General features: G+C 42.9%; 13 protein-coding genes. 7 read left to right on the top strand and 6 right to left on the bottom strand.

Annotated elements, in window-relative coordinates; all coding sequences use genetic code 11:
- Positions 1 to 3 precede the first annotated feature (3 nt).
- Both IR173_RS16360 and uxuA read left to right on the top strand, forming a co-directional pair.
- Positions 4 to 816 (top strand): SDR family oxidoreductase, encoded by an 813-nt coding sequence (locus IR173_RS16360; protein WP_237040585.1) that lies wholly within the window; start codon positions 4 to 6, stop codon positions 814 to 816.
- A gap of 13 nt (positions 817 to 829) precedes the next feature.
- Complete coding sequence (uxuA, locus tag IR173_RS16355; protein ID WP_237040584.1) at positions 830 to 2008, top strand: mannonate dehydratase; 1179 nt, start codon at positions 830 to 832, stop codon at positions 2006 to 2008.
- A gap of 139 nt (positions 2009 to 2147) precedes the next feature.
- Here the strand turns inward: uxuA and IR173_RS16350 are convergent, their stop codons facing one another.
- Positions 2148 to 4601, bottom strand: a complete 2454-nt coding sequence (locus IR173_RS16350; RefSeq protein ID WP_237040583.1) for a glycoside hydrolase family 95 protein — start codon at positions 4599 to 4601, stop codon at positions 2148 to 2150.
- Between the two features lie 47 nt (positions 4602 to 4648).
- Positions 4649 to 5869: a M16 family metallopeptidase gene (locus IR173_RS16345; protein ID WP_237040582.1), complete on the bottom strand. Its 1221-nt coding sequence runs from the start codon at positions 5867 to 5869 to the stop codon at positions 4649 to 4651.
- 104 nt (positions 5870 to 5973) lie between these two features.
- Between IR173_RS16345 and IR173_RS16340 the strand changes: the two genes are divergently transcribed.
- From IR173_RS16340 to IR173_RS16330, 3 genes are read left to right on the top strand one after another with little or no spacing between them, the layout of a single operon-like run.
- Entirely contained in the window at positions 5974 to 6507 is a 534-nt protein-coding gene (locus IR173_RS16340) for an LOG family protein (RefSeq protein WP_237040581.1), read from the top strand.
- Positions 6508 to 6522: 15 nt separating this feature from the next.
- Positions 6523 to 7125: an SIS domain-containing protein gene (locus IR173_RS16335; RefSeq protein ID WP_237040580.1), complete on the top strand. Its 603-nt coding sequence runs from the start codon at positions 6523 to 6525 to the stop codon at positions 7123 to 7125.
- A gap of 17 nt (positions 7126 to 7142) precedes the next feature.
- The gene (locus IR173_RS16330) at positions 7143 to 8180 is read left to right on the top strand and encodes a glycoside hydrolase family 18 protein (protein ID WP_237040579.1); all 1038 of its coding nucleotides are present in this window, start codon (positions 7143 to 7145) and stop codon (positions 8178 to 8180) included.
- A 3-nt stretch (positions 8181 to 8183) separates the two neighbouring features.
- Here the strand turns inward: IR173_RS16330 and IR173_RS16325 are convergent, their stop codons facing one another.
- From IR173_RS16325 to IR173_RS16315, 3 genes are read right to left on the bottom strand one after another with little or no spacing between them, the layout of a single operon-like run.
- On the bottom strand, positions 8184 to 10700 hold the full coding sequence (locus IR173_RS16325; RefSeq protein ID WP_237040578.1) for a M1 family metallopeptidase: 2517 nt from the start codon (positions 10698 to 10700) through the stop codon (positions 8184 to 8186).
- Positions 10701 to 10703: 3 nt separating this feature from the next.
- Positions 10704 to 11831, bottom strand: coding sequence for a tRNA 2-thiouridine(34) synthase MnmA (gene mnmA / locus IR173_RS16320; RefSeq protein ID WP_237040577.1), 1128 nt, complete (start codon positions 11829 to 11831; stop codon positions 10704 to 10706).
- A gap of 10 nt (positions 11832 to 11841) precedes the next feature.
- On the bottom strand, positions 11842 to 12615 hold the full coding sequence (locus IR173_RS16315) for a 4Fe-4S binding protein (protein ID WP_237040576.1): 774 nt from the start codon (positions 12613 to 12615) through the stop codon (positions 11842 to 11844).
- Positions 12616 to 13209: 594 nt separating this feature from the next.
- Here IR173_RS16315 and IR173_RS16310 point away from each other — a divergent pair.
- Both IR173_RS16310 and IR173_RS16305 read left to right on the top strand, forming a co-directional pair.
- Entirely contained in the window at positions 13210 to 13689 is a 480-nt protein-coding gene (locus IR173_RS16310) for a helix-turn-helix domain-containing protein (protein WP_237040609.1), read from the top strand.
- Positions 13690 to 13921: 232 nt separating this feature from the next.
- On the top strand, positions 13922 to 16516 hold the full coding sequence (locus IR173_RS16305) for a PL29 family lyase N-terminal domain-containing protein (protein WP_237040575.1): 2595 nt from the start codon (positions 13922 to 13924) through the stop codon (positions 16514 to 16516).
- Positions 16517 to 16589: 73 nt separating this feature from the next.
- Here IR173_RS16305 and IR173_RS16300 read toward each other — a convergent pair whose 3' ends face one another.
- A complete protein-coding gene (locus IR173_RS16300; RefSeq protein ID WP_237040574.1) occupies positions 16590 to 19283 on the bottom strand; it encodes a DUF4988 domain-containing protein in 2694 nt (897 codons plus the stop codon).
- Positions 19284 to 19764 lie beyond the last annotated feature (481 nt).

Here is a 19764-nt window from a genome sequence, read left to right as displayed (position 1 = left end):
ATCATGAATAATTTATTTAGTGTAAAAGATCAGGTGGTAGTTATCACCGGTGGAACAGGCGTATTGGGAAAGGCCATCGCCGCACACTTGGCTGCTGAAGGGGCAAAGGTAGTGATTCTGGGCCGTAAGGCAGAAGTGGGCAACGCTATTGTGGAAAATATCAAGGCAAAAGGCGGAGAAGCCATGTTCCTGGTGACTAATGTGCTGGATGAGGCTGTCTTGAAACAAAATCTGGAGGATATTTTGGCTAAGTATGGCCGTGTGGATGCACTGTTGAATGCTGCCGGAGGAAATATGCCGGGGGCAACTATTGCTCCTACGGGTACTTTCTTTGATTTGAAGGTGGATGAGTTCCAGAAGGTGTTGAACCTGAATCTGACAGGCACCGTACTGCCCACTCAGGTATTCCTGAAACCGATGGTGGAACAGAAAAAAGGTGCTATCGTGAACTTCTCATCTATGGCTGCCTTTCGCCCGATGACTCGTGTGTGCGGGTATGCGGCTGCTAAGGCGGGTATATCCAATTTTACTGCATTTATGGCACATGAGGTGGCTACAAAATTCGGTGAAGGTATTCGTGTCAATGCTATTGCTCCGGGCTTCTTCCTGACCGAACAGAACCGTACTTTGCTGACTAACGAAGACGGCAGCTACACAGAACGTGGAAATGATGTGATTCGCCAGACTCCGTTTAAACGCTTCGGGCGTGCGGAAGAGTTGTGCGGAACAATACAATATTTGATAAGTGAGGCATCGTCTTTTGTGACCGGTACGGTAGCGGTAGTAGACGGCGGATTTAATATTTTTGCAATGTAATATTTGATTGGTTATGATACTATGTGAACAAACATGGCGTTGGTACGGCCCGAATGATTCTGTATCTTTATGGGACATCAAACAGACCGGCGCAACCGGTATTGTTACTGCCTTGCATCATATTCCCAATGGGGAAGTGTGGACGGTAGAGGAAATCATGAAGCGCAAAAAAATGATAGAAGAAGTCGGGCTGACTTGGAGTGTTGTCGAGAGCGTGCCCGTGCACGAATATATTAAGACTCAGACAGGAGATTATCTGAAATATATAGAGAACTATAAACAGAGCTTGCGTAATCTGGCAGAATGCGGCATTATGATTGTTACTTATAACTTCATGCCGGTGCTCGACTGGACACGCACTGATCTTGCTTATACTTTGCCCGACGGCTCGAAGGCTTTGCGGTTTGAGCGGGCAGCTTTTGTGGCTTTTGATTTGTTTATTTTAAAGCGTCCCGGTGCAGAGAAAGAATACTCGGCAGAGGAAACCGAAAAGGCTAAGGCTCGCTTTGCCCAAATGGATGCGGAAGAAATCCATCGTTTAACCCGGAATATGATTGCCGGTCTGCCGGGGTCTGAAGAGAGCTTTACACTGGAGCAGTTCCAACAAGAGTTAGACCGTTATAAAGATATTGATGCGGAAAAGCTTCGCAAGAACCTTATTTTCTTCCTGAAAGAGATTTGTCCGGTGGCAGATGAGGTCGGAGTGAAATTGGTTATCCACCCGGATGATCCGCCACAGCCGATTCTTGGTTTGCCTCGTATCATGAGTACGGAAGAGGATTTTGAGAAGTTGGTTGAAGCAGTCCCTAATCCTTCTAACGGCTTATGTCTGTGTACGGGTTCATTGGGTGTGGCTGCACGCAATGATTTGGCAGGAATGATGGCACGTTTGGGTGACCGTATCAACTTTGTCCATTTCCGTAGTACTCAGCGTGATGCGGAGGGGAATTTCTATGAAGCCAACCATCTGGAGGGTGATGTAGATATGTATCATGTGATGAAGAACCTGCTGTTATTGCAGCAGCGTCGCGGTGTCTCTATCCCGATGCGCCCTGACCACGGTCATCAGATGATAGATGATTTAAAGAAAAAGACCAATCCGGGATATTCCTGCTTGGGACGTATGCGCGGTCTTTCCGAGCTTCGCGGACTGGAAAAGGGGATTGCCATGAGTATGGAAGAGGGCAAATAAACGGCCTGTTTCCGGATATTGAAAACGCGGACGTATGCATGGAATTATACATACGTCCGCGTAGGCTTATACATACGTTCGTGTAAGCCTACACGTACGTCCGCGTGAGCTCACACGAACGTACGTGTGGAATGAGGGTTTAACGGAGGGTTTTTAACTCTCCGTTTTCCATTGCAATCTTGTAAGTTTTACCTTTTGAGGTCTTAAAGGTAAGTGTCTTGTCACCGTATCTCACATGGCAGGGAGCACCTGCTTTAGACAGGATAGTGGCTTCTTTCAGGTTACCGTTTTCCCATGTTATGTCGACTTCAAAATTACCCTTTGCGCATAATCCTTCTACAGAGCCGTTTTTCCATGCATCGGGCAGTGCGGGCAATAACTGGATGAATCCCATGTGGCTCTGCAGCAGCATTTCGGTAATACCTGCCGTGCCTCCAAAGTTACCGTCAATCTGGAAGGGTGGGTGCGTGTCCCATAAGTTGTTCATCGTTCCGTTTTTCAGTAAGTTGCCGAAGAGCTTGTATGCATGGTTCCCGTCTTGCAGACGTGCCCATTGGTTTAATTTCCATCCCATGCTCCAACCGGTCGCACCGTCGCCTCTATGTTCCAGCACTACTTTGGCGGCTTTGGCCAATTCGGGAGTCGTGACAGGAGAGAGTGTACGTCCCGGATGCAGGCCGAACAGATGGTTTACGTGACGGTGTTCGTCTTTGGGGTCATCAATATCTACCGACCATTCCATGAGCTGACCGTAGCGGCCTACTTGATAGGGAACCAGATTATCCAATACATGTTGCCATTGTTTACGTTCTTTAGCGTCCACTCCCAATACTTTGCTGGCATCAATGGCATCCAGCAGTATTTCGCGAATGACGGCATGCACGAAGGTGGCTCCCTGGTCTACCGGTCCATGTTCGGGAGAAGTGGACGGGGCAGCTGTGTAAGTGCCGTCAGGACGATGCCACAGGTAGTCTACGGCAAAGTTGGCACTGCTTTTGATTAGGTCGTATCCTGTTTCTTTCAGAAATTTCTTGTCGCGTGTGTAGTCATAGTAATCCCACACGTGTGTAGCCAACCACGGTCCTGCCATGGGGTTGAAGTTCCACGACATATTCTCATCTGTCAGCGGAGAGGTAAATCCAAAGATATTGGCGGAAATGGAAGCTGTCCAGCCACGTGCACCGAAGTATGCTTGGGCTGTTTTTTCTCCCGGTTTTACCAATGTGCGGATAAAGTCGATTAAGGGCCATGCACATTCGTCCAGATTGGTGGAACATACAGGCCAATAGTTCATTTGGATATTGATATTGTTATGGTAATCTACATGCCAGGGGCCGTCTACACCATTGGCCCACATACCTTGAAGATTGGCAGGAAGGTTGCCGGGACGGGAACTGGCTATCAGCAGATAGCGGCCGAACTGATAATAGATTTCTTCCAATTTATAGTCAGGGTTGCCTTTACGATAACGGGCCAGACGTTGGTAGGTGGGCAGGTCGGTGACTGCCGGATACTGTAACGTCATGGGGGCATGAGGGTTTAGTGTCAGTCTTACCCGGCCGAACAGGTTGGTATAGTCGGCCTTGTGGCGTTCGCACAACTCATTATAGCTTTTGCCGGCGGCTGTATTCATCATGGCAAGAGTGGTCTGTTCCGGGTCTGCTCCTACGTATGTTTTCGGGTCTTTAAAGTCCGGGTCGAAATTCAATTTGTAGTCTGTATCGGCTGTCAAGAGAAAGATGACTTCATCTGCTCCTTGTGCAATGAGTTTTCCGTCAGTGGCAGTCAGGCTTCCCCCTTTATGGATGGCACGGATGCGAAGGGCAAATTTCATTTGATTGTTGTTCAAATGGCCGGTATAAAGCAGGCTGTTGTTTCCATCGGCTTTTATGCTGCCTGTAGCTTCGGGGTTCGCTCCGTAACTGAATACAAGATTCTGCATACCCGGTTTGTCAGCGGTAAACTTAATGACCATGACACTGTCGGGGTAGGATGCGAAGTATTTGCGCTCATAATTTACACCGTCTTTGCGGAAGCTGACAACGGCAAGGGCAGAATCCAGAGAAAGGGCGCGTTTATAGTCCGTCATGCCTATTTCGCTCAGCCCTGTTTCAATGTATGCTTCTCCTAGGCTGGTATAAGAGCCGAAACGGAACGGAGTCTCGCGGCTGGGTTCGTAATCAGCCAGTCCGTTGAAGTTGCGGCAAGTAAGTTCTTCCGCTTTTTCTTGGTTCCCTTCAACGAATGCCTGTCGTATCTCGGGCAACAGATGGGCCGACTCTTTGTTGGCATTCCAATAATACTCAGCTCCCTTTTCGGTGTTCGGGCCACCGCGCCATAGAGTCTTTTCATTCAGTGTAATACGCTCGGCAGCCACTGAGCCTAGTATATTTCCTCCCAGACTTCCGTTTCCGATAGGCAATGAATTACTTTCCCACGATTTGTCGGCGGTCGGGGCATACCAGGAGGCGCGTCCGTCCAGATTATTGGGTTTGTCAAACCAAATGCTCAGGCCTTTTGTATAATCAACACTTTGTGCTTGCATGGAGGCAGCCAGTAAAGTACTGATGAGGCATAAATGGAGTTTTTTCATGTCATTATGATATTAGTTAGGTTGTTATTTTGCAAAGATACGATTTTCTATGAGTATACAAGCGTAGAAAGGTATTCTTCGGCAAACATTTCATTGGCTATTTCCAGTAAATGGTCTGCGGTCAGGGCTTCAATACGTTTAAAGACTTCTCCTGGGCCTTCAAATTTGCCGTAGTGCAGAAATGCTTTCCCCATATCGAGTGCATTGTTTTCAAAGTTGTCGCTTGCCACACCGATTTGCCCGATGATTTGCTTCTTGGCAGCGGTCAGTTGGGCATCGGTCAGTTTATTGTCACGCAACTTTTTCAGTTCCTTGTGCACCAGTCGGATGCAATGGTCCACATCTTCGGTGTCGGTTCCGAAATAGATGCAGAATACGCCCGTGTCGGTATAGGAAGTCAGGTTGGCCTCTACATTATATACCAGCCCGCGACGTTCACGAAGTGCCAGATTCAGACGGCTGTTCATGCCGGGGCCTCCCAGTATATTATTGAGCAGATAGAGCCCGGTTCGTTTCTCATCGTATGCGTGATATCCCCGGCTGCCTATCATGACATGTGCCTGATGGGTGTCTTTGTTGATGGTCAGAGTCTGTGGGGTATAGGTAAAGGGAGCGGTACGCTGACGGTTTATTTCGCTTAGCGATATATCGCTCACGGCTTTTTCTACTGTTCGGATTACCTTCTTGAAGTCGATGTTGCCTTGTACAAAAAAGACCATATTGGTTGTTTTGTAGAAGCGTGCTGTAAAGTCCAACGCATTCCGGCTGGTAAATCCTCTCAATAGCTCCGGTTTTCCCAGAATATTTCTTCCTAAGGGATGATTGGGGAAGAGCAGTTCTTCAAAGTCATCAAAGATGAGCTCGGAAGGGCTGTCCTCATAACTCTGAATTTCGTCGATAATCACTTCCACTTCCTTGTCTATCTCATGTTGGGGGAAAGTACTGTGGAAAACAATATCTGCCAGCAGCTCTACTGCACGCGGAAAGTGTTCTGCCAGAAAAGCGCTGTAAATCACCGTTTCTTCTTTATTGGTATAGGCATTGAGGTCTCCGCCCACATTTTCCATACGGTTCAGTATATGCCAGGCGTGTCTTTTCTCTGTACCTTTAAAGATAAGGTGCTCCACAAAATGTGCCATTCCCTGCTCTTGCTCGTTTTCGTCACGTGTTCCGGCGTCTACAGCAAAACCGCAATAGGCTACTTTAGAGAGGTTGGGCGCATGGATAATACGCAGCCCGTTTGACAAAGTGAAAGTATTATAGGACATTGTTTTTTAGTTCAATTCTGTTTCGGTGGACAAAAATACAACAAAAGTTATTGTTGTTCCTCAAAAAATGCAGATATTTGTATTCAATAACAGAATTCAAGAGAATGGATAAGATTGCTATTTTTTGTTCTGCATCTGATAATATAGATCCTGTTTACTTCGACAAAGCGCGTGAACTGGGAATCTGGATGGGACAAAACGGAAAGACCTTGATATATGGCGGAGCCAATATCGGCTTGATGGAATGTGTCGCCCGTGCTGCTAAAGAGAGTGGAAGTATGGTGATGGGGGTGGTTCCTACCAAACTGGAAGAACGCGGAAGGGTGAGCGACCTGTTGGATGTTACTTTCCGTACAGACAATTTGAGCGACCGCAAGGATGTTATGTTGCACGAAGCGGATGTAGTGGTGGCACTGCCGGGCGGAGTGGGTACTTTGGATGAGATTTTCCATGTGATGGCTGCGGCTACATTGGACTATCACCATAAAAAAGTTATATTCTATAATATCAATGGATTCTGGAATGGCATTGTGGAATTTCTGAAAGGGCTGGAAACACAGCATTTTGCACATCATCCGCTGAGCAGTTATTATGCTGTGGCGGATAACCGGGAAGAACTAACCGAACTATTAAAATAAATATCTCTGTTACTTATGATGACATCTATACACGAATTGTTGAAGAAAGAGGCTGAAGCCGTATTAAATATTCCGGTTTCGGATGCTTATGAGAAAGCTGTGGCTCTGATTGTTGAGCAAGTACATAACAAAAAGGGTAAATTAGTAACTACCGGAATGGGAAAAGCCGGACAGATAGCTATGAATATTGCCACAACTTTCTGTTCAACAGGTATTCCGGCTGTGTTTCTGCATCCCAGCGAAGCACAACATGGAGATTTGGGTATATTGCAGGAGAATGATTTGCTGTTGTTGATTTCTAACTCCGGTAAAACCCGTGAGATAGTGGAACTTACACAACTGGCTCATACTTTGAACCCAACGCTGAAATATATTGTTATAACGGGAAATGCGGATAGCCCGTTGGCGCGTGAGTCTGATATTTGTTTATGTACCGGACATCCGGATGAAGTCTGTGCATTGGGCATGACTCCCACTACTTCTACTACTGTGATGACGGTGATAGGAGATATTCTGGTAGTGGAAACCATGAAGCATACCGGTTTTACTATCGAGGAATATAGCAAACGTCATCATGGAGGCTACTTGGGCGAACGCTCACGCGAGTTGAGTAAGTAAAAATAATCTCCTTTGGGATGAAAATATTCAGGCTGTTACCTCTGTTATTGGTTGTATTGTTGGCTTCTTGCTTGAATAAGAAGAAGTCGGCAAATATCGGTGTGCCTGAAAATGAATCCCGGTATGTGGTATTGGCTTATGTTACCTCATGGGGAGTAAGTACTCCCGAAACATCGTGTCTGACTCATATCAATTATGCTTTTGGGCATGTGGCGGATGATAACAAAGGAATACGGATAGATAACGAGCCTCGTCTGCAGATGATAGCAGGCTTGAAAGAGAAGAAACCTTCTTTAAAAGTCTTATTGTCTGTGGGAGGCTGGGGTAGTAGCCGCTTCAGTGAAATGGCTGCCAATGACAGTACCCGTACTGCTTTTGCTGCCGATTGCAGGAGGGTGATTGATAAATTTGGATTGGACGGCATTGATATTGACTGGGAGTATCCGGGCAGTGGAGCAGCCGGCATATCTTTTTCTCCTGCAGATAAGGAGAACTTTACTCTTTTGATGCGTGATGTCCGGCAGGCTGTCGGGAAAGACAAACTCCTGACGATAGCTACTTCTGCCACCGGACGTTATTATGATTTTAAGGCGATTGAACCGTATGTGGATTATGTAAATATTATGGCCTATGATATGGAAGAGGCGCCTTTTCATCATGCTGCCTTGCATTGCTCGGCTATGACAGAGGAATGGTCTTGTGAGAAGGCGGTGGCCGAGCATATTGCCGGTGGTTTTCCGGTGCAGCGCTTGGTGCTTGGAATTCCTTTCTATGGGCATGGAACTAATGAGGCTCCTGAATCGTTGGATTATCGCCATATTATCTCTATCGACAGTCTATACAGTCGCTGGGACAGTGTGGCGAAAGTTCCCTATCTGGTCAATTCCGGAGGGGCAGTCGTCGTGAATTATGAAAATGCCCAATCCATCGAGCTTAAATGCCGCTTTTTACACCGGCAGGGTATGCTGGGAGCTATGTATTGGGATTACGATAGCGACGATGAAGCGGGTACTTTACGGCACGCTGTCTATCGCGGGGTTATGCAACTTCCTTGATTCTTATTTTTGTTTATTAGCTCTATAAAGTGGATAAGCCGCTTGGAGAATCTTGTTCTTCAGCAAGACCGGATAGTCGGGGTGTGCAGCCAAGAAAGCTTCTACTTCTCGATAAGCTTCAGGACTGCGATGTTGGGAGAGCAATGCGTTTACCCAGTTCTTGGGGAAGAAAATATCTCCGGTACGTTGTACGTCCAACAAGGCTTCCAATGCCGGACGGATGTATTTTACCGAATGATTTTCTCTGACCGGATGGTTTAGGTAACTCAATACGGTGGCAGTCCAAGGTTCTATTCTACGATTTTCTGCCAACATCAAAGACTGGAACAAGACATTAAGTTTCAGGGTATCGGGGATGACTGCGCGTGAGATAAAGTCGAACTCACGTAAGCGGTCGGGATTACTGAGACGCTGACGCTGTGTGGTCAGAAGTTCGTTGCTGTGTTCCGGCATGCGGAGCGAAAGAATATATGCCAGGGTTGTATAATCTCTTTCATTCAGTTGTTTGTCGGATTGGTTTGTCCAAATGTTGTGGAGCTTTTGCAAGCTTCGGGCAGATGTGGCATTTTGAATCAGGCTTCGTAAGAGCTGGATGCGGCAAGAAGGAATGGCGTGAGTCTCGCTGAGACGGAACATCGTGTCTTCCACTTCTTGTTTCTTTTCGGAAGCCAGGGTACGGAGAGGACTTCCCAAATATCCGGTGATAGTTGAGGCTATCAAGGGATTTTTTTCTTTGTCAAGTCCGGTCAACAGACTGCCAATCCACTCTTCATCTGTGAAATGCTTCACTTGATAGTTCTCATACAAGAGCATTAACAAGGCTTCTCTTGCGGTGTCGTCGACTGTTTCTTGCCAGTGTGCCAGTAACCATGATAGTGTATGGTTGTCCGGTATGAACAGACCATAGCCACGACCGTCTGTATTCGGAAGAATATAGCGGGTGGTGAAAGGCAATGGTAATGTGAATAAACTGTCGGTCAGATTAACTTCTAGAATGCTATCTTGTTGCTCACCGCACAGGGTGACATTGAAGCGCTGAGGCCAAATGATTCCCCGGTGGTAAGGGTCTTCTTGACTGATTTGCAGCTTTCCGTCTTTTTGTGCGAAATGTATAGTGGGCATTCCTTTCTGATTTACCCATACATCACTGAAGTCAGCCAGATTTTCCGTTGTCTTGTTGTCCAAAATGCGTATCAGGTCATCCCATGTGGCATTACTGTAAGCGTATGTGTTGAGATATTCTCGGATTCCTTCTCTGAATTTGTCTTTTCCCATCAGCTCCACAAGCTTTATCATCATCACAGGTGCTTTATTATAGATGATTTGTCCATAAATCAGTCCGGCATTTCTTAAGTTGTCCAACGGCTGGCGGATAGAGGTCGTTCCGGGAGTGCGGTCTTCCGATAGCGAAGAAGCTGTGAATGTCTTAATCCGGTTCAACTGATGATTTATTTCCGGATATAAAGGTTCGCTGATGCAGGCAGCAAAGTAGTTGGCAAAAACTTCTTTTGTCCATACGTCATCAAACCAATTCATCGTCACCAAGTCGCCAAACCACATATGAGCTGTTTCGTGTGCAATAAGTTCGGTACGTCTCAACTCTTCATCAGGGGTAGGATGCTCACTCAGAAACATCTGATTGTCATTATATAAAGTAGCGCCGGTATGCTCCATGCCTCCGTATTGGAAACCGGGAAGGATGATGAAATCATACTTGGCAAATGGGTAGGGGACACCGGTATAATCTTCCAGCCAACGGAGGGAAGCCATGACTTGTTTGAAGATAGTATCCAGTTGTGACAGTTTTTTCGGGTCTGTTTCCCGAAAATAAGCCGCAATCTTTCTGTTGCCTTCCTGATATTCCTGTCTTTCCAGCTTTCCGGCAACAAAAGAGAACAGGTAGGTGCTTAATGGTTCGGTCGGAGCAAAATAAATGCTTTTTCTTCCTTCCTGTTCTTCCTCCTTATTAATATAGGTGTTGGAGACGGCAACCCATTCAGACGGAATGTCCAGTTGTAATGTGAAAGAGGCTTTGAGGTTAGGCTGCTCAAAGCATGGAAAAACCGTTCGTGCCCTGTCTGGAACCAACAACGTATACAAGAACTCGTCGTTTCTGTTCAAAGATTGGTTGCCGGCAGTAAAACGGATATATATGTCATTCTCTCCTTGCAGTATTGTGCTTTTCGGTAGGATAATATGTTCGTTACAGAATTCATAAGGAGTCGGCTGTCCGTTTGCGGTCACTTCTTTTATCTTGTCTGCTTCTTCTCTGAAATCAAGGATAATCTCTTGCGGCTTGTTCAACCGGAACCGAACGTGTATCTCTCCCTCTACCGGTATTGATTTTTGTTCGGGAATGGATAAACGAAGGTCATATCTCAATCCGCTGATTTCTTGTTTTCTAAGTTCTGCCAATTCTTGGGAGATTCCTGCGTCATAGATGCGGGGATTTTGAGAAGTCGGCCGACAGGCATTGAGCAGGTAGCATATCATTATAATAATTCCGTAGCGTATTTTCATGGTCTATAATTTGTCTTGGTTATCGGCTGCTATTTTACGGATTCCGCGTTGGGATGCAATGAAAGCACCTCCCAATACTTTCTGGCCGTCGTAAAATACGGCAGACTGTCCCGGAGCAATGGCAGAGGCTTCTGCATGGAACCGTACCAGTAAGTGCTTTTCGTCAAGAACAGCTACGCGGCAAGGGATGGGTTTGCTGCGGTAACGGATGCGGACAGCCAGGCCCTTACATTGCATCAGTTCCTGCATGTCAGCTATCTGATAATCCTCCACCAACATGTATTCGGTTTTCAGTTCTTCCGCATCTCCCAGCATAACGGTATTTTTCTCTGCATTGATTCTTAATACGTAAACCGGGTGCCCTAAGGCTATCTCCAATCCTTTTCGTTGCCCGATGGTATAATAGGGAAAACCCTTATGCTGCCCGATTTTTATACCTTTATTGTCGACAAACCATCCGGGCCCTACTTTTGTATCGATATCCGGACACTGAGAACGAAGAAAATCACGATAGTCTCCTTCGATAAAACAGATTTCCATACTTTCGCCTCCCTGTGCTTTTGCCTCAAAACCTTTTTGGCGAAGATATTCCCGCACTTCTTGTTTGGTATATGTTCCAAGTGGAAAGATGAAGCGGCGCAGAATTTCCTGTGGAAGTTTCCACAGAAAATAAGATTGGTCCTTGGTCATATCATCTCCTGCTATTATATATAGGTGTCCATTATGTTCTTCCAGGCGACAATAGTGCCCTGTAGATATGTAGGCACAATTAGTTTGGTCGGCCCATTCGCATAGGATACGTTCTTTGAAAAGAGGGTTGCACATCACACAAGGGTTGGGAGTGCGGCCTTTCATATATTCGTCAATGAAATGCTTGACAATAACCTCCTTAAATTCCTCACGTACATCGGCCACGTGATGTTCTATACCTAATTTTTCTGCCAATGCTCGGGCTTCAAGCACATCATCCGGCTCTGTTTGTCCGGGAGTGGAGAACTTTGAAGGTACATCCCATGTACGCATCGTTACTCCTACCACTTCATATCCTTGTTCTTGCAGCATGATGCAGGTGGCGGAACTGTCAATCCCGCCACTCATGCCTACCAATACTCTTTGTTCTCTACTTTTCATCGTTTGTTGTTTAAAGAAACAGTTCCGGTTCTCTTCGGGCTGCACATTTCTTGTGCAACATTGGAGTATAAGGGGTATCAAAAATACGTGCTCCGTTTGGACATTCTTTCACACAGGCACAACATTTGATACATTTTGCTATTTCAGTTGCTATCTTTCCTTCTTCATTAAGGTAAATGGCATGTGTAGGACAGACCTCAATACACTCACCACAGGCAAAACATTCTTCCGTGCATAAAGGGGCAGCCGGTGTAGACGGTCCTACATGGCGATAGGGAACGTTGCCTTTAATAAAGAAATTGGTAGGAGCATCACTATCCTTGAGCTTCTTAATGCAGTCTTTACCAAACTGTTCTGCTATTTGCAGGTCGTTAGCATCGGGTCGGCCTTCGGCAACAGGCATTCCGGGACGGCTGTAACTATGCTCTCCGATGAATGCCCCGGCAGCAAGTGGCGTAAAACCTAAGCGGGTTGTCTCATCTCTTAGTTCCACCAATGCATCTTCATAATCCCGATTGCCATAAACGGCAACCAAAACGGTTGGTGCATTTTCTCCCCTTAACCGCCGGATGCGTTGTAGGGCTATAGGTGCCACTCGTCCGGCGTAAACAGGCACTGCGATAATCGTCAGTGCATTTTTAATTTCAATAGGCATGATACTCTCGTCAAGTGTCAGGTCTGTTTCTATTCTGCGTCCCATTCCTATACCATCTCCGATGGCACGGGCTATTTTCGCCGATGTATGCGTAGGCGAAAAAAATACGATATGCGTTGTATCTACCATAGTAGTTATTAGTTGATTGAGAGACAAAGATAATGAATTTTGTTTAAAGCCATAGGTTATCCTCTTCAAGATATGCTGTAGATACATATTATGTATAAAGGATTCTATTATTATAAGTCAAGATTAAAGAATAACCGGTCGATTGTGAACAAAATTGCTATATCGTTAAATGATGTTGGCTCGTGAACAAAAAAGCAGAGAAATGGCTGCTTTTATAGTTTTGGGTCGGCGATTTGGGGAGTTGCTATGTTAGAAAACATATATCTTCTTTTCTATAAAATTTTGAAAAATGGTTTTCGTTCTATCTTAGTACGATAAAACCTCTTCCAAGTTTGAACGCCCTATGTTACATGGGTATTACGCGCGTCAACTCTTGTATATATAATAATGTGTATGGCTTTTCTTCGATTCCTTTAATGCTCGCTAATACATATTTTCTATGGTTTTGCAGGTAAATAGTATGTGAAGATTCCTATTTCTTAAAAAAATCCTGTGTTTTATAAATATTTTTAGTAGAAAGTGTTGCAGAATAGAGTAAAATGGGTACTTTTGTCCGATGAAATTATGGCTATTATAGAAACTGACTAAAAAATGATGGATGCCCTTTTTCGATTACCGAACAATGATCTTTCTGCCACTTTACAGAAAGATAAGCTGTTTAAAGAAGTGGAACAGCAGTGGAATACTGTGTCATCTGAGGAAGGAAGCACTAGAAGAAAGGTCGATTATGAAATCTATAAAAGTATTGTGTATAACTTAGAAGTAAGAAAAGTATTTCTGGATCCGAAGCTTTCTTTGGTGAAGTTTAGTTCAATAGTCGGCACGAATACTACCTACCTCTCAAATGTCGTGAATCATTACTTTAAGTGCAACTATAAAAACCTATTAAACAGATATCGTGTAAAGTATGCAAAACTCTTATTAGATAAGGGCAAACACACACCGGACGAGCTTGTAAAACTCTGTGGGTTTACGTCCAGAAGTGTCTTCTATTCTGCTTTTACCAAAGAAGTTGGCGTGGTCCCTTCACGGTACCCCGATAAATCATTCAAATTTCCTTTGAAATACGATTGAGTCCTTTGATTAATAATAAACAATAAACAAATTGAGTTTTTTAAATTTATAAATTTAAAGTTTTTCTATTATGAACAAAAAATTTTTAAGTGCAATCCTGTTTGGAGCCTTGATGGTTACCTCAACAGGAACGTTTGTATCTTGTAAAGACTATGATGATGATATTGATGGCATCAACAAGGAGTTGAGCGAAATCAANTTTTTAAATTTATAAATTTAAAGTTTTTCTATTATGAACAAAAAATTTTTAAGTGCAATCCTGTTTGGAGCCTTGATGGTTACCTCAACAGGAACGTTTGTATCTTGTAAAGACTATGATGATGATATTGATGGCATCAACAAGGAGTTGAGCGAAATCAAGTCTCAGATTAAGGAATTACAAGATAAGGTAAATGCAGGCAAATACGTAACAAACGTTGCTGCATCAACAGATGGTTTGACTGTAACATTTAATGATGGTACTACTAGTCCTATAAAATTAAATGGTGCTGCCACAACTTTAACCTTGGACGCTAAAACCGGAGAATTTTCTATTGACGGTAAAGCTACAGGCTTATTTGCTACTAATGGTGAAGAAGGTACTGTCCTTGTTCCTTATGTAAATGAAGAAGATGGATATTGGTATTTTTATAATAAAGAAGGTAAAGCTGAAAAGTCAGCTTACAAGGCAGCTGGTAATGCTTATGCCGTAGTAGCTGATGGTGTTTGCACATTAAATATTCCTGATGCTGACGGCAAGATGCAAACTGTTAAGCTGCCGACCATGGCTGCTGCAATTACTTCACTGAAACTTGCTCAAATACCTGCAGATGGAGAAATTACAGCTCCCATGGCCTTTGCTGGAAGTGATGATGCCCAAATGAGGAATGTTGCCGGTACAAAATGGGCAAAAAAGGCGGTTGTTTCTACTTATAATTCCGATGGTACCAAAGGCGTCTATGTTGATGTAGTAATTGAACCAACCAATATAGATGTAAGCGAACTCACTTTTACATTACAAAACTCTAAAGGTGTGACCGTATTTGCAGATGGTGTTGTAGCTGAAGCTCCGGTTTTGACAAGAGCAGCAGGTACAGGTGTTCACCGTATTTATTTTGCATATAAAGACGGATTGACTAAAGATGATTTAACCGGTGATAATGCAATTATTGCTGAAAACGAAGCTTTGGCCGTTGCATGTGGCAATGTATCAACCTCTTACGAGTTGAAGGAAACAGTCCATATCGCTCCAGCCTCTACAGCTGGAGATGTTAAAGTTCAGAATAGTTATATAAAACTGGGAGAGAAATATAGCATTTTTGGAAAAGGTTACAATAGTGATCCCTCAAAAACAGGTGCTACCGCCCAGAATTTTCTGACTACATTTGCAGGTGTTACAGACTATAAGCTTTCTGTAGACGAAACAGTTGCTAAGACTTATGGCGTAACTGTTGATGGCGATTCATTCACTGTTTCAGGTGCAGATGCTTATGGAGTCACTATTCCCTTGACCATTACTTATACTTCGGCTGCAAGTACGGGAACATCTGGTAATGCGGCACCTCAAAAGGTTACTGTCGATGTAACAGTTCAAACTAAACCGGTTGTGGGTGCAGTGACTTTAAAAGCATCTCATGTATTAAGTACTGCTAAAGATGCTAAGTATGCATATATTCCATTGGCAGACCTTGCTAATGCGATTACAGGTGCGGATAAGATCGAATGGAACAAAACTACCGTTGCTGGTTTGACTTATAAGACTATTGTTAACAATGCAGAGCTTACCGACGTGACCATCCAATTGACCTCTTCCAAGAAATATAGTGGTGCTAATTTGTTTATTAAGGAATCAGCTGCACCAAATACAGCGACTGACGAATTAATTGCTCCAACTCTGGTTAAGGCAGATAAGACGAATGCAACGACTTTGGCTGAAGCCGCATATATCAAGGTAGAAATTAATCCGGCCAATAAAAATGTTACCGCTGATGTATATTCTGGATTGATTGAGTTTAACTTTGGTGGAAAGAAGGCTCAGGCAACAGTAGAATTGACATTGACTAATCCGGCAACTCTTGTTCGTATTTCTTCATTGTTTGATGGTGACAATGTTGTGGCTTATGGTACAGGAAATTCTGCTAACGGTGAGATTTTCAACGTATTGAGCGTATATAATACTGTAGGCGTAACATTCGGTAATAATCCTACTGTCGAAGTTGCAAAAGTTTCTGGTAAAACTGATTGGACACAAGGTACATATGATGCCAATGGAGCATTGAATGTCACTATACCTTCTAAAAAACAGATGTATACTGATACTCGTAAAGTCACAGTTCAATATAATATCTTTGCCGGTTCTACTAATAATGTTTTCAAAGATGAAATTTATGTAACAGGCAAGAGCCCGATTAAAGAAGGTACCATTGAAGCACTGAAGACTACTTTGTCATTAGGTCAGGCTAAGAAGGCAACATTTACAAATGCAGATTTCACAGCTAAGGATGTTTGGGGTACTGCTTATAACTTGTTTGGTACAGAAACTCTTGCTGATGCAACTACGACACCTGCTACTGCATGGAAATGGGATGCGCCTGCAACTGCAAAGATTCAGAATGTTGATGTTACTGCCAATACTAGTTTGGTAACAATTGACAAAACTTACAGAACGACTACAGATGGTTCTGCAACTGAAAAAACTAAGGACTATACAACCATGACCGGTTTCACTGTAACAGTTGCTAATGATGCAGCATTACAGGCAGGTGATAAGGTTAAGGTTACTGTCAAGATTACCGACCAATGGGGTATGGAATTCACAAAAGATGTTGAAATTACTGTTGTGAAATAACATTTTTCCTCATATAAATAAAAAAGCACCCATAATTATGGGTGCTTTTTTATTTATATGAGGGACTAGATTATTAGTTTTTCAGAATAGTCACTGAAACTTCTTCAGAAATAGTATAGCCCCAAGCATCTTTCACATTTACAATAATAGCTGTTTCTTGTTCATTAGGCAGAGGATCTGCTTTTACATTAATGGCACCTGCAACGGCGGCAGCATTGGCTGTTTTAGCTTTTTGACCTATCAAAGTTATATCCTTGATATAAGTATTATCGTCACCTTTCTTGGTTACGTATACATTTGCAATCTGCTCATTATCCCAAGCCTTCACAGTATTGTCTACTGCATTAGTCGGATCGGAAGTAACGTCCTTATCCGGTACTACATTATAAGGATTCTTATTGTAGTCTATACCGGTAATCATAGCTTTGGTAATGTCAAATCCCTTAGTACTATTGGCACTGATTTTGATTGTAGAACCTTCCACCGGCTTAACAGTACCTTCCATAATCGGACTCATAATCTTGATAGTGAAGCTATAAGATTTCTTGCTGTCTGTGCTATATGCCCACTTCGTATCTGAATAGTTTACATTTGTTGCTTTAACAGTCAGAGTTTCTCCATAACCAAATTCTTTACCGGTAGCAGCATCTGCAGTGACAGCATTTTTATCGTCTTTGTCTGTAGCAGAAGTTTTCAATGTTACATTTCCCGCCATAGTAGCTGCACTCAATGTTGCCAAACCGCTAGAACGATAAGAGTGATTATTCTTAGCCTTAACTTCTTTTTCTGTATCAAGAGCAACAACTGCATTAGCGTCAGATTTTGCAAAATATCTACTCAATGCAATATTTTTCTTTGTAGCCTCTGTAAGATCGTAATAGTAAGCATTAATAGTTCCATCTACAACGTAACCGGGTTTCAATTCAAATTGACTAGCTACAGAAGGAGCTGTAAATGTCACAGGAACAACGATATTGTTGACTTCTGCAGCAACACTTGCCTTATCTTTGAATGTAACCTTCAAGTAGTATTGCTTATCCAGTTTCAAGTCATCAGCGTTCTTTGCATCTACTTTGACAATAATATATTTTAAGTTATTAACTGTTGCCGCAGTTGTTTTATCTGAAGCGGTTAAAGAAATCTTCAAACCATCAGGTGTTGTTCCAACTGTCTTAGAAACATCGCTACAATCTGCCTTTTCATAAATGGCATATTTCGTTTCACCAAGATTTACAGTATTAGCCCATTGAGCCCACTTATCACCAAGAGCAGTCTTCATGATGTCCATATCAAGAGTAAATGCATCATTAGAAGCATCAGTATCTTTTAATTTAGCTACATCATAAGTAATAGCTTCATAAGTAGATGGTGTTTCGATAGCAGAACTCAACTTAACTGTATAAACAGCCTTTTTAACATCACCTTTAGTAGACAATGTAGTGATAGTCAATTCAAAGCCTGATGCAGCAGTAGAAACATCCGGGTTATTGGCAACTGTAAATGTATGAGTCAAATCATCATAAGTCACACCATAAGTCTTTTGGTCTACTTCTGCTAAAGAGAAATACATATCATACATTAATCCGGCTTCAGCTGCAACTTCTTTAATCGTATATGTTTTACCAACAGCAACGGTGATTTCTTTTCCAGTAGGATTTGACGCAGCTAACGTAGCCTCAGAAGAAGCCATATCTTTAACTTGAATCTCAGTCAAATTAGCAGCTTCTTTAGTTCCAATAGGTAAATTGTAAGCAGAACGTGCCTTGTTGTTTGCATTGACAGCAAATGCCACACAACCACTAAAATCTATAACAGTTGTATTATCTATATCAAGAGCCTTTGCATTATCTACTAACTCTTTGTCAAATGCTTTAGCATCATCCTTTGATAAGATATATTGCTTCATGCTTAACGTAAACAGTCCATTGCCAGTATTAGCAGCACGACCGTTGATACCACCAATCGTAATTGCATCGTCAGCACTTTCTGCTTCAGCATCTAAAGCAATATTACTCAAAGTTTGATTCTTTGTATTTGTCAGATAATATTTTACTTCCGCAGCAGGAGCATCCACTGGGTTGATACGAACATCAATAGAAGAAGAAGAATAGACAACTGATTTATCAGTTGGTAGCTCTTTCTTTCCGTCCCATTTGCTAGGTTTATTAAATACAGCTTTGCTAATAACAAATCCCTTGTCAGCTGCATCATCTTTTAAAACGATTGAAGTAATAAATGAAGCTGCAGAAGGTACTTTTACTTCTGTTGACTTTCCATCTTTATCTACAACGGTTAGAGTAAAGCCATCTGCTTGAGAACCAACCACAGTCACACCCGATACTGGTATACCGGTAGATTGGTATTCGCCATTGGCATTCAAAAATTCCCAAACTCCATCAACTGCTTTTACTGGAGCCTTTTCTGCATCTGCAGCAGGTTTTATACCGGTTGCTTTGCCATCAACGTAGATTTCGCCATTCTTTAATTCAAAGACCTGACCATCGTCTTCTGTAGTATCCAGTGTAATAGTTTTAGAACCACTCTTACTGAAAGTAAATACAATACCGGCATCTGTTTTCTCTACACCGGTCACATAGTCACCAGCATTTACAAGCTCTTGCAAAGATTTAATAGCATCGGCATTTGCAGTAATTTGTCCCTGAAGGTTATCGATGTCGTCATCGTAATCTTTACAAGATACAAATGTTCCTGTTGAAGAGACCATCAAGGCTCCAAACAGGATTGCACTTAAAAATTTTTTGTTCATAATAGAAAAACTTTAAATTTATAAATTTAAAAAACTCAATTTGTTTATTGTTTATTATTAATCAAAGGACTCAATCGTATTTTAAAGGAAATTTGAATGATTTATCGGGGTACCGTGAAGGGACTACGCCAACTTCTTTGGTAAAAGCAGAATAGAAGACNCGAGAGGTAGGTAGTATTCCGTGCCGGTTGCAAAAAGAAGATATTGCGCTGATTATCAGTGGTATTGGAGGAAGAGAAGCGGTTCGGGATTTATCCCTTATTTTATATAGGTTCTATATAAATATTGATAGTTTTGGCTATAGACTATGGCAGAAACGATTTTGACAGAGCCTTGATTTTATGGCGGGAAATAAAACAAGGCGGAAGAAAACTTCACACTTCTCTTCCGCCTTGTTTGTTAAATAAAAGGATATATTCGGTTAGTCCAGTTGTTCTATTTCTTCGATGCTTAATCCGGTTGCAGCAGCAATGGCTTCAAC

The organism is Phocaeicola faecalis (genome assembly GCF_021730445.1).
GTDB lineage: Bacteria > Bacteroidota > Bacteroidia > Bacteroidales > Bacteroidaceae > Phocaeicola > Phocaeicola faecalis.
The sequence above is the reverse complement of the archived record's forward strand: the minus strand, read 5'-3'. Positions and strand labels throughout refer to the sequence as shown.

What these genes read in the sequence shown, in the direction of transcription:
- IR173_RS16360 (WP_237040585.1), top strand. Translation starts at nt 4, where the DNA reads ATGAATAATTTATTTAGTGTAAAAGATCAGGTGGTAGTTATCACCGGT.
- IR173_RS16350 (WP_237040583.1), bottom strand. Translation starts at nt 4,601, where the DNA reads ATGAAAAAACTCCATTTATGCCTCATCAGTACTTTACTGGCTGCCTCC.
- IR173_RS16330 (WP_237040579.1), top strand. Translation starts at nt 7,143, where the DNA reads ATGAAAATATTCAGGCTGTTACCTCTGTTATTGGTTGTATTGTTGGCT.
- IR173_RS16300 (WP_237040574.1), bottom strand. Translation starts at nt 19,283, where the DNA reads ATGAACAAAAAATTTTTAAGTGCAATCCTGTTTGGAGCCTTGATGGTC.
- IR173_RS16345 (WP_237040582.1), bottom strand. Translation starts at nt 5,869, where the DNA reads ATGTCCTATAATACTTTCACTTTGTCAAACGGGCTGCGTATTATCCAT.
- mnmA (WP_237040577.1), bottom strand. Translation starts at nt 11,831, where the DNA reads ATGAAAAGTAGAGAACAAAGAGTATTGGTAGGCATGAGTGGCGGGATT.
- IR173_RS16305 (WP_237040575.1), top strand. Translation starts at nt 13,922, where the DNA reads ATGAACAAAAAATTTTTAAGTGCAATCCTGTTTGGAGCCTTGATGGTT.
- IR173_RS16315 (WP_237040576.1), bottom strand. Translation starts at nt 12,615, where the DNA reads ATGGTAGATACAACGCATATCGTATTTTTTTCGCCTACGCATACATCG.
- IR173_RS16310 (WP_237040609.1), top strand. Translation starts at nt 13,210, where the DNA reads ATGGATGCCCTTTTTCGATTACCGAACAATGATCTTTCTGCCACTTTA.
- IR173_RS16325 (WP_237040578.1), bottom strand. Translation starts at nt 10,700, where the DNA reads ATGAAAATACGCTACGGAATTATTATAATGATATGCTACCTGCTCAAT.
- uxuA (WP_237040584.1), top strand. Translation starts at nt 830, where the DNA reads ATGATACTATGTGAACAAACATGGCGTTGGTACGGCCCGAATGATTCT.
- IR173_RS16340 (WP_237040581.1), top strand. Translation starts at nt 5,974, where the DNA reads ATGGATAAGATTGCTATTTTTTGTTCTGCATCTGATAATATAGATCCT.
- IR173_RS16335 (WP_237040580.1), top strand. Translation starts at nt 6,523, where the DNA reads ATGATGACATCTATACACGAATTGTTGAAGAAAGAGGCTGAAGCCGTA.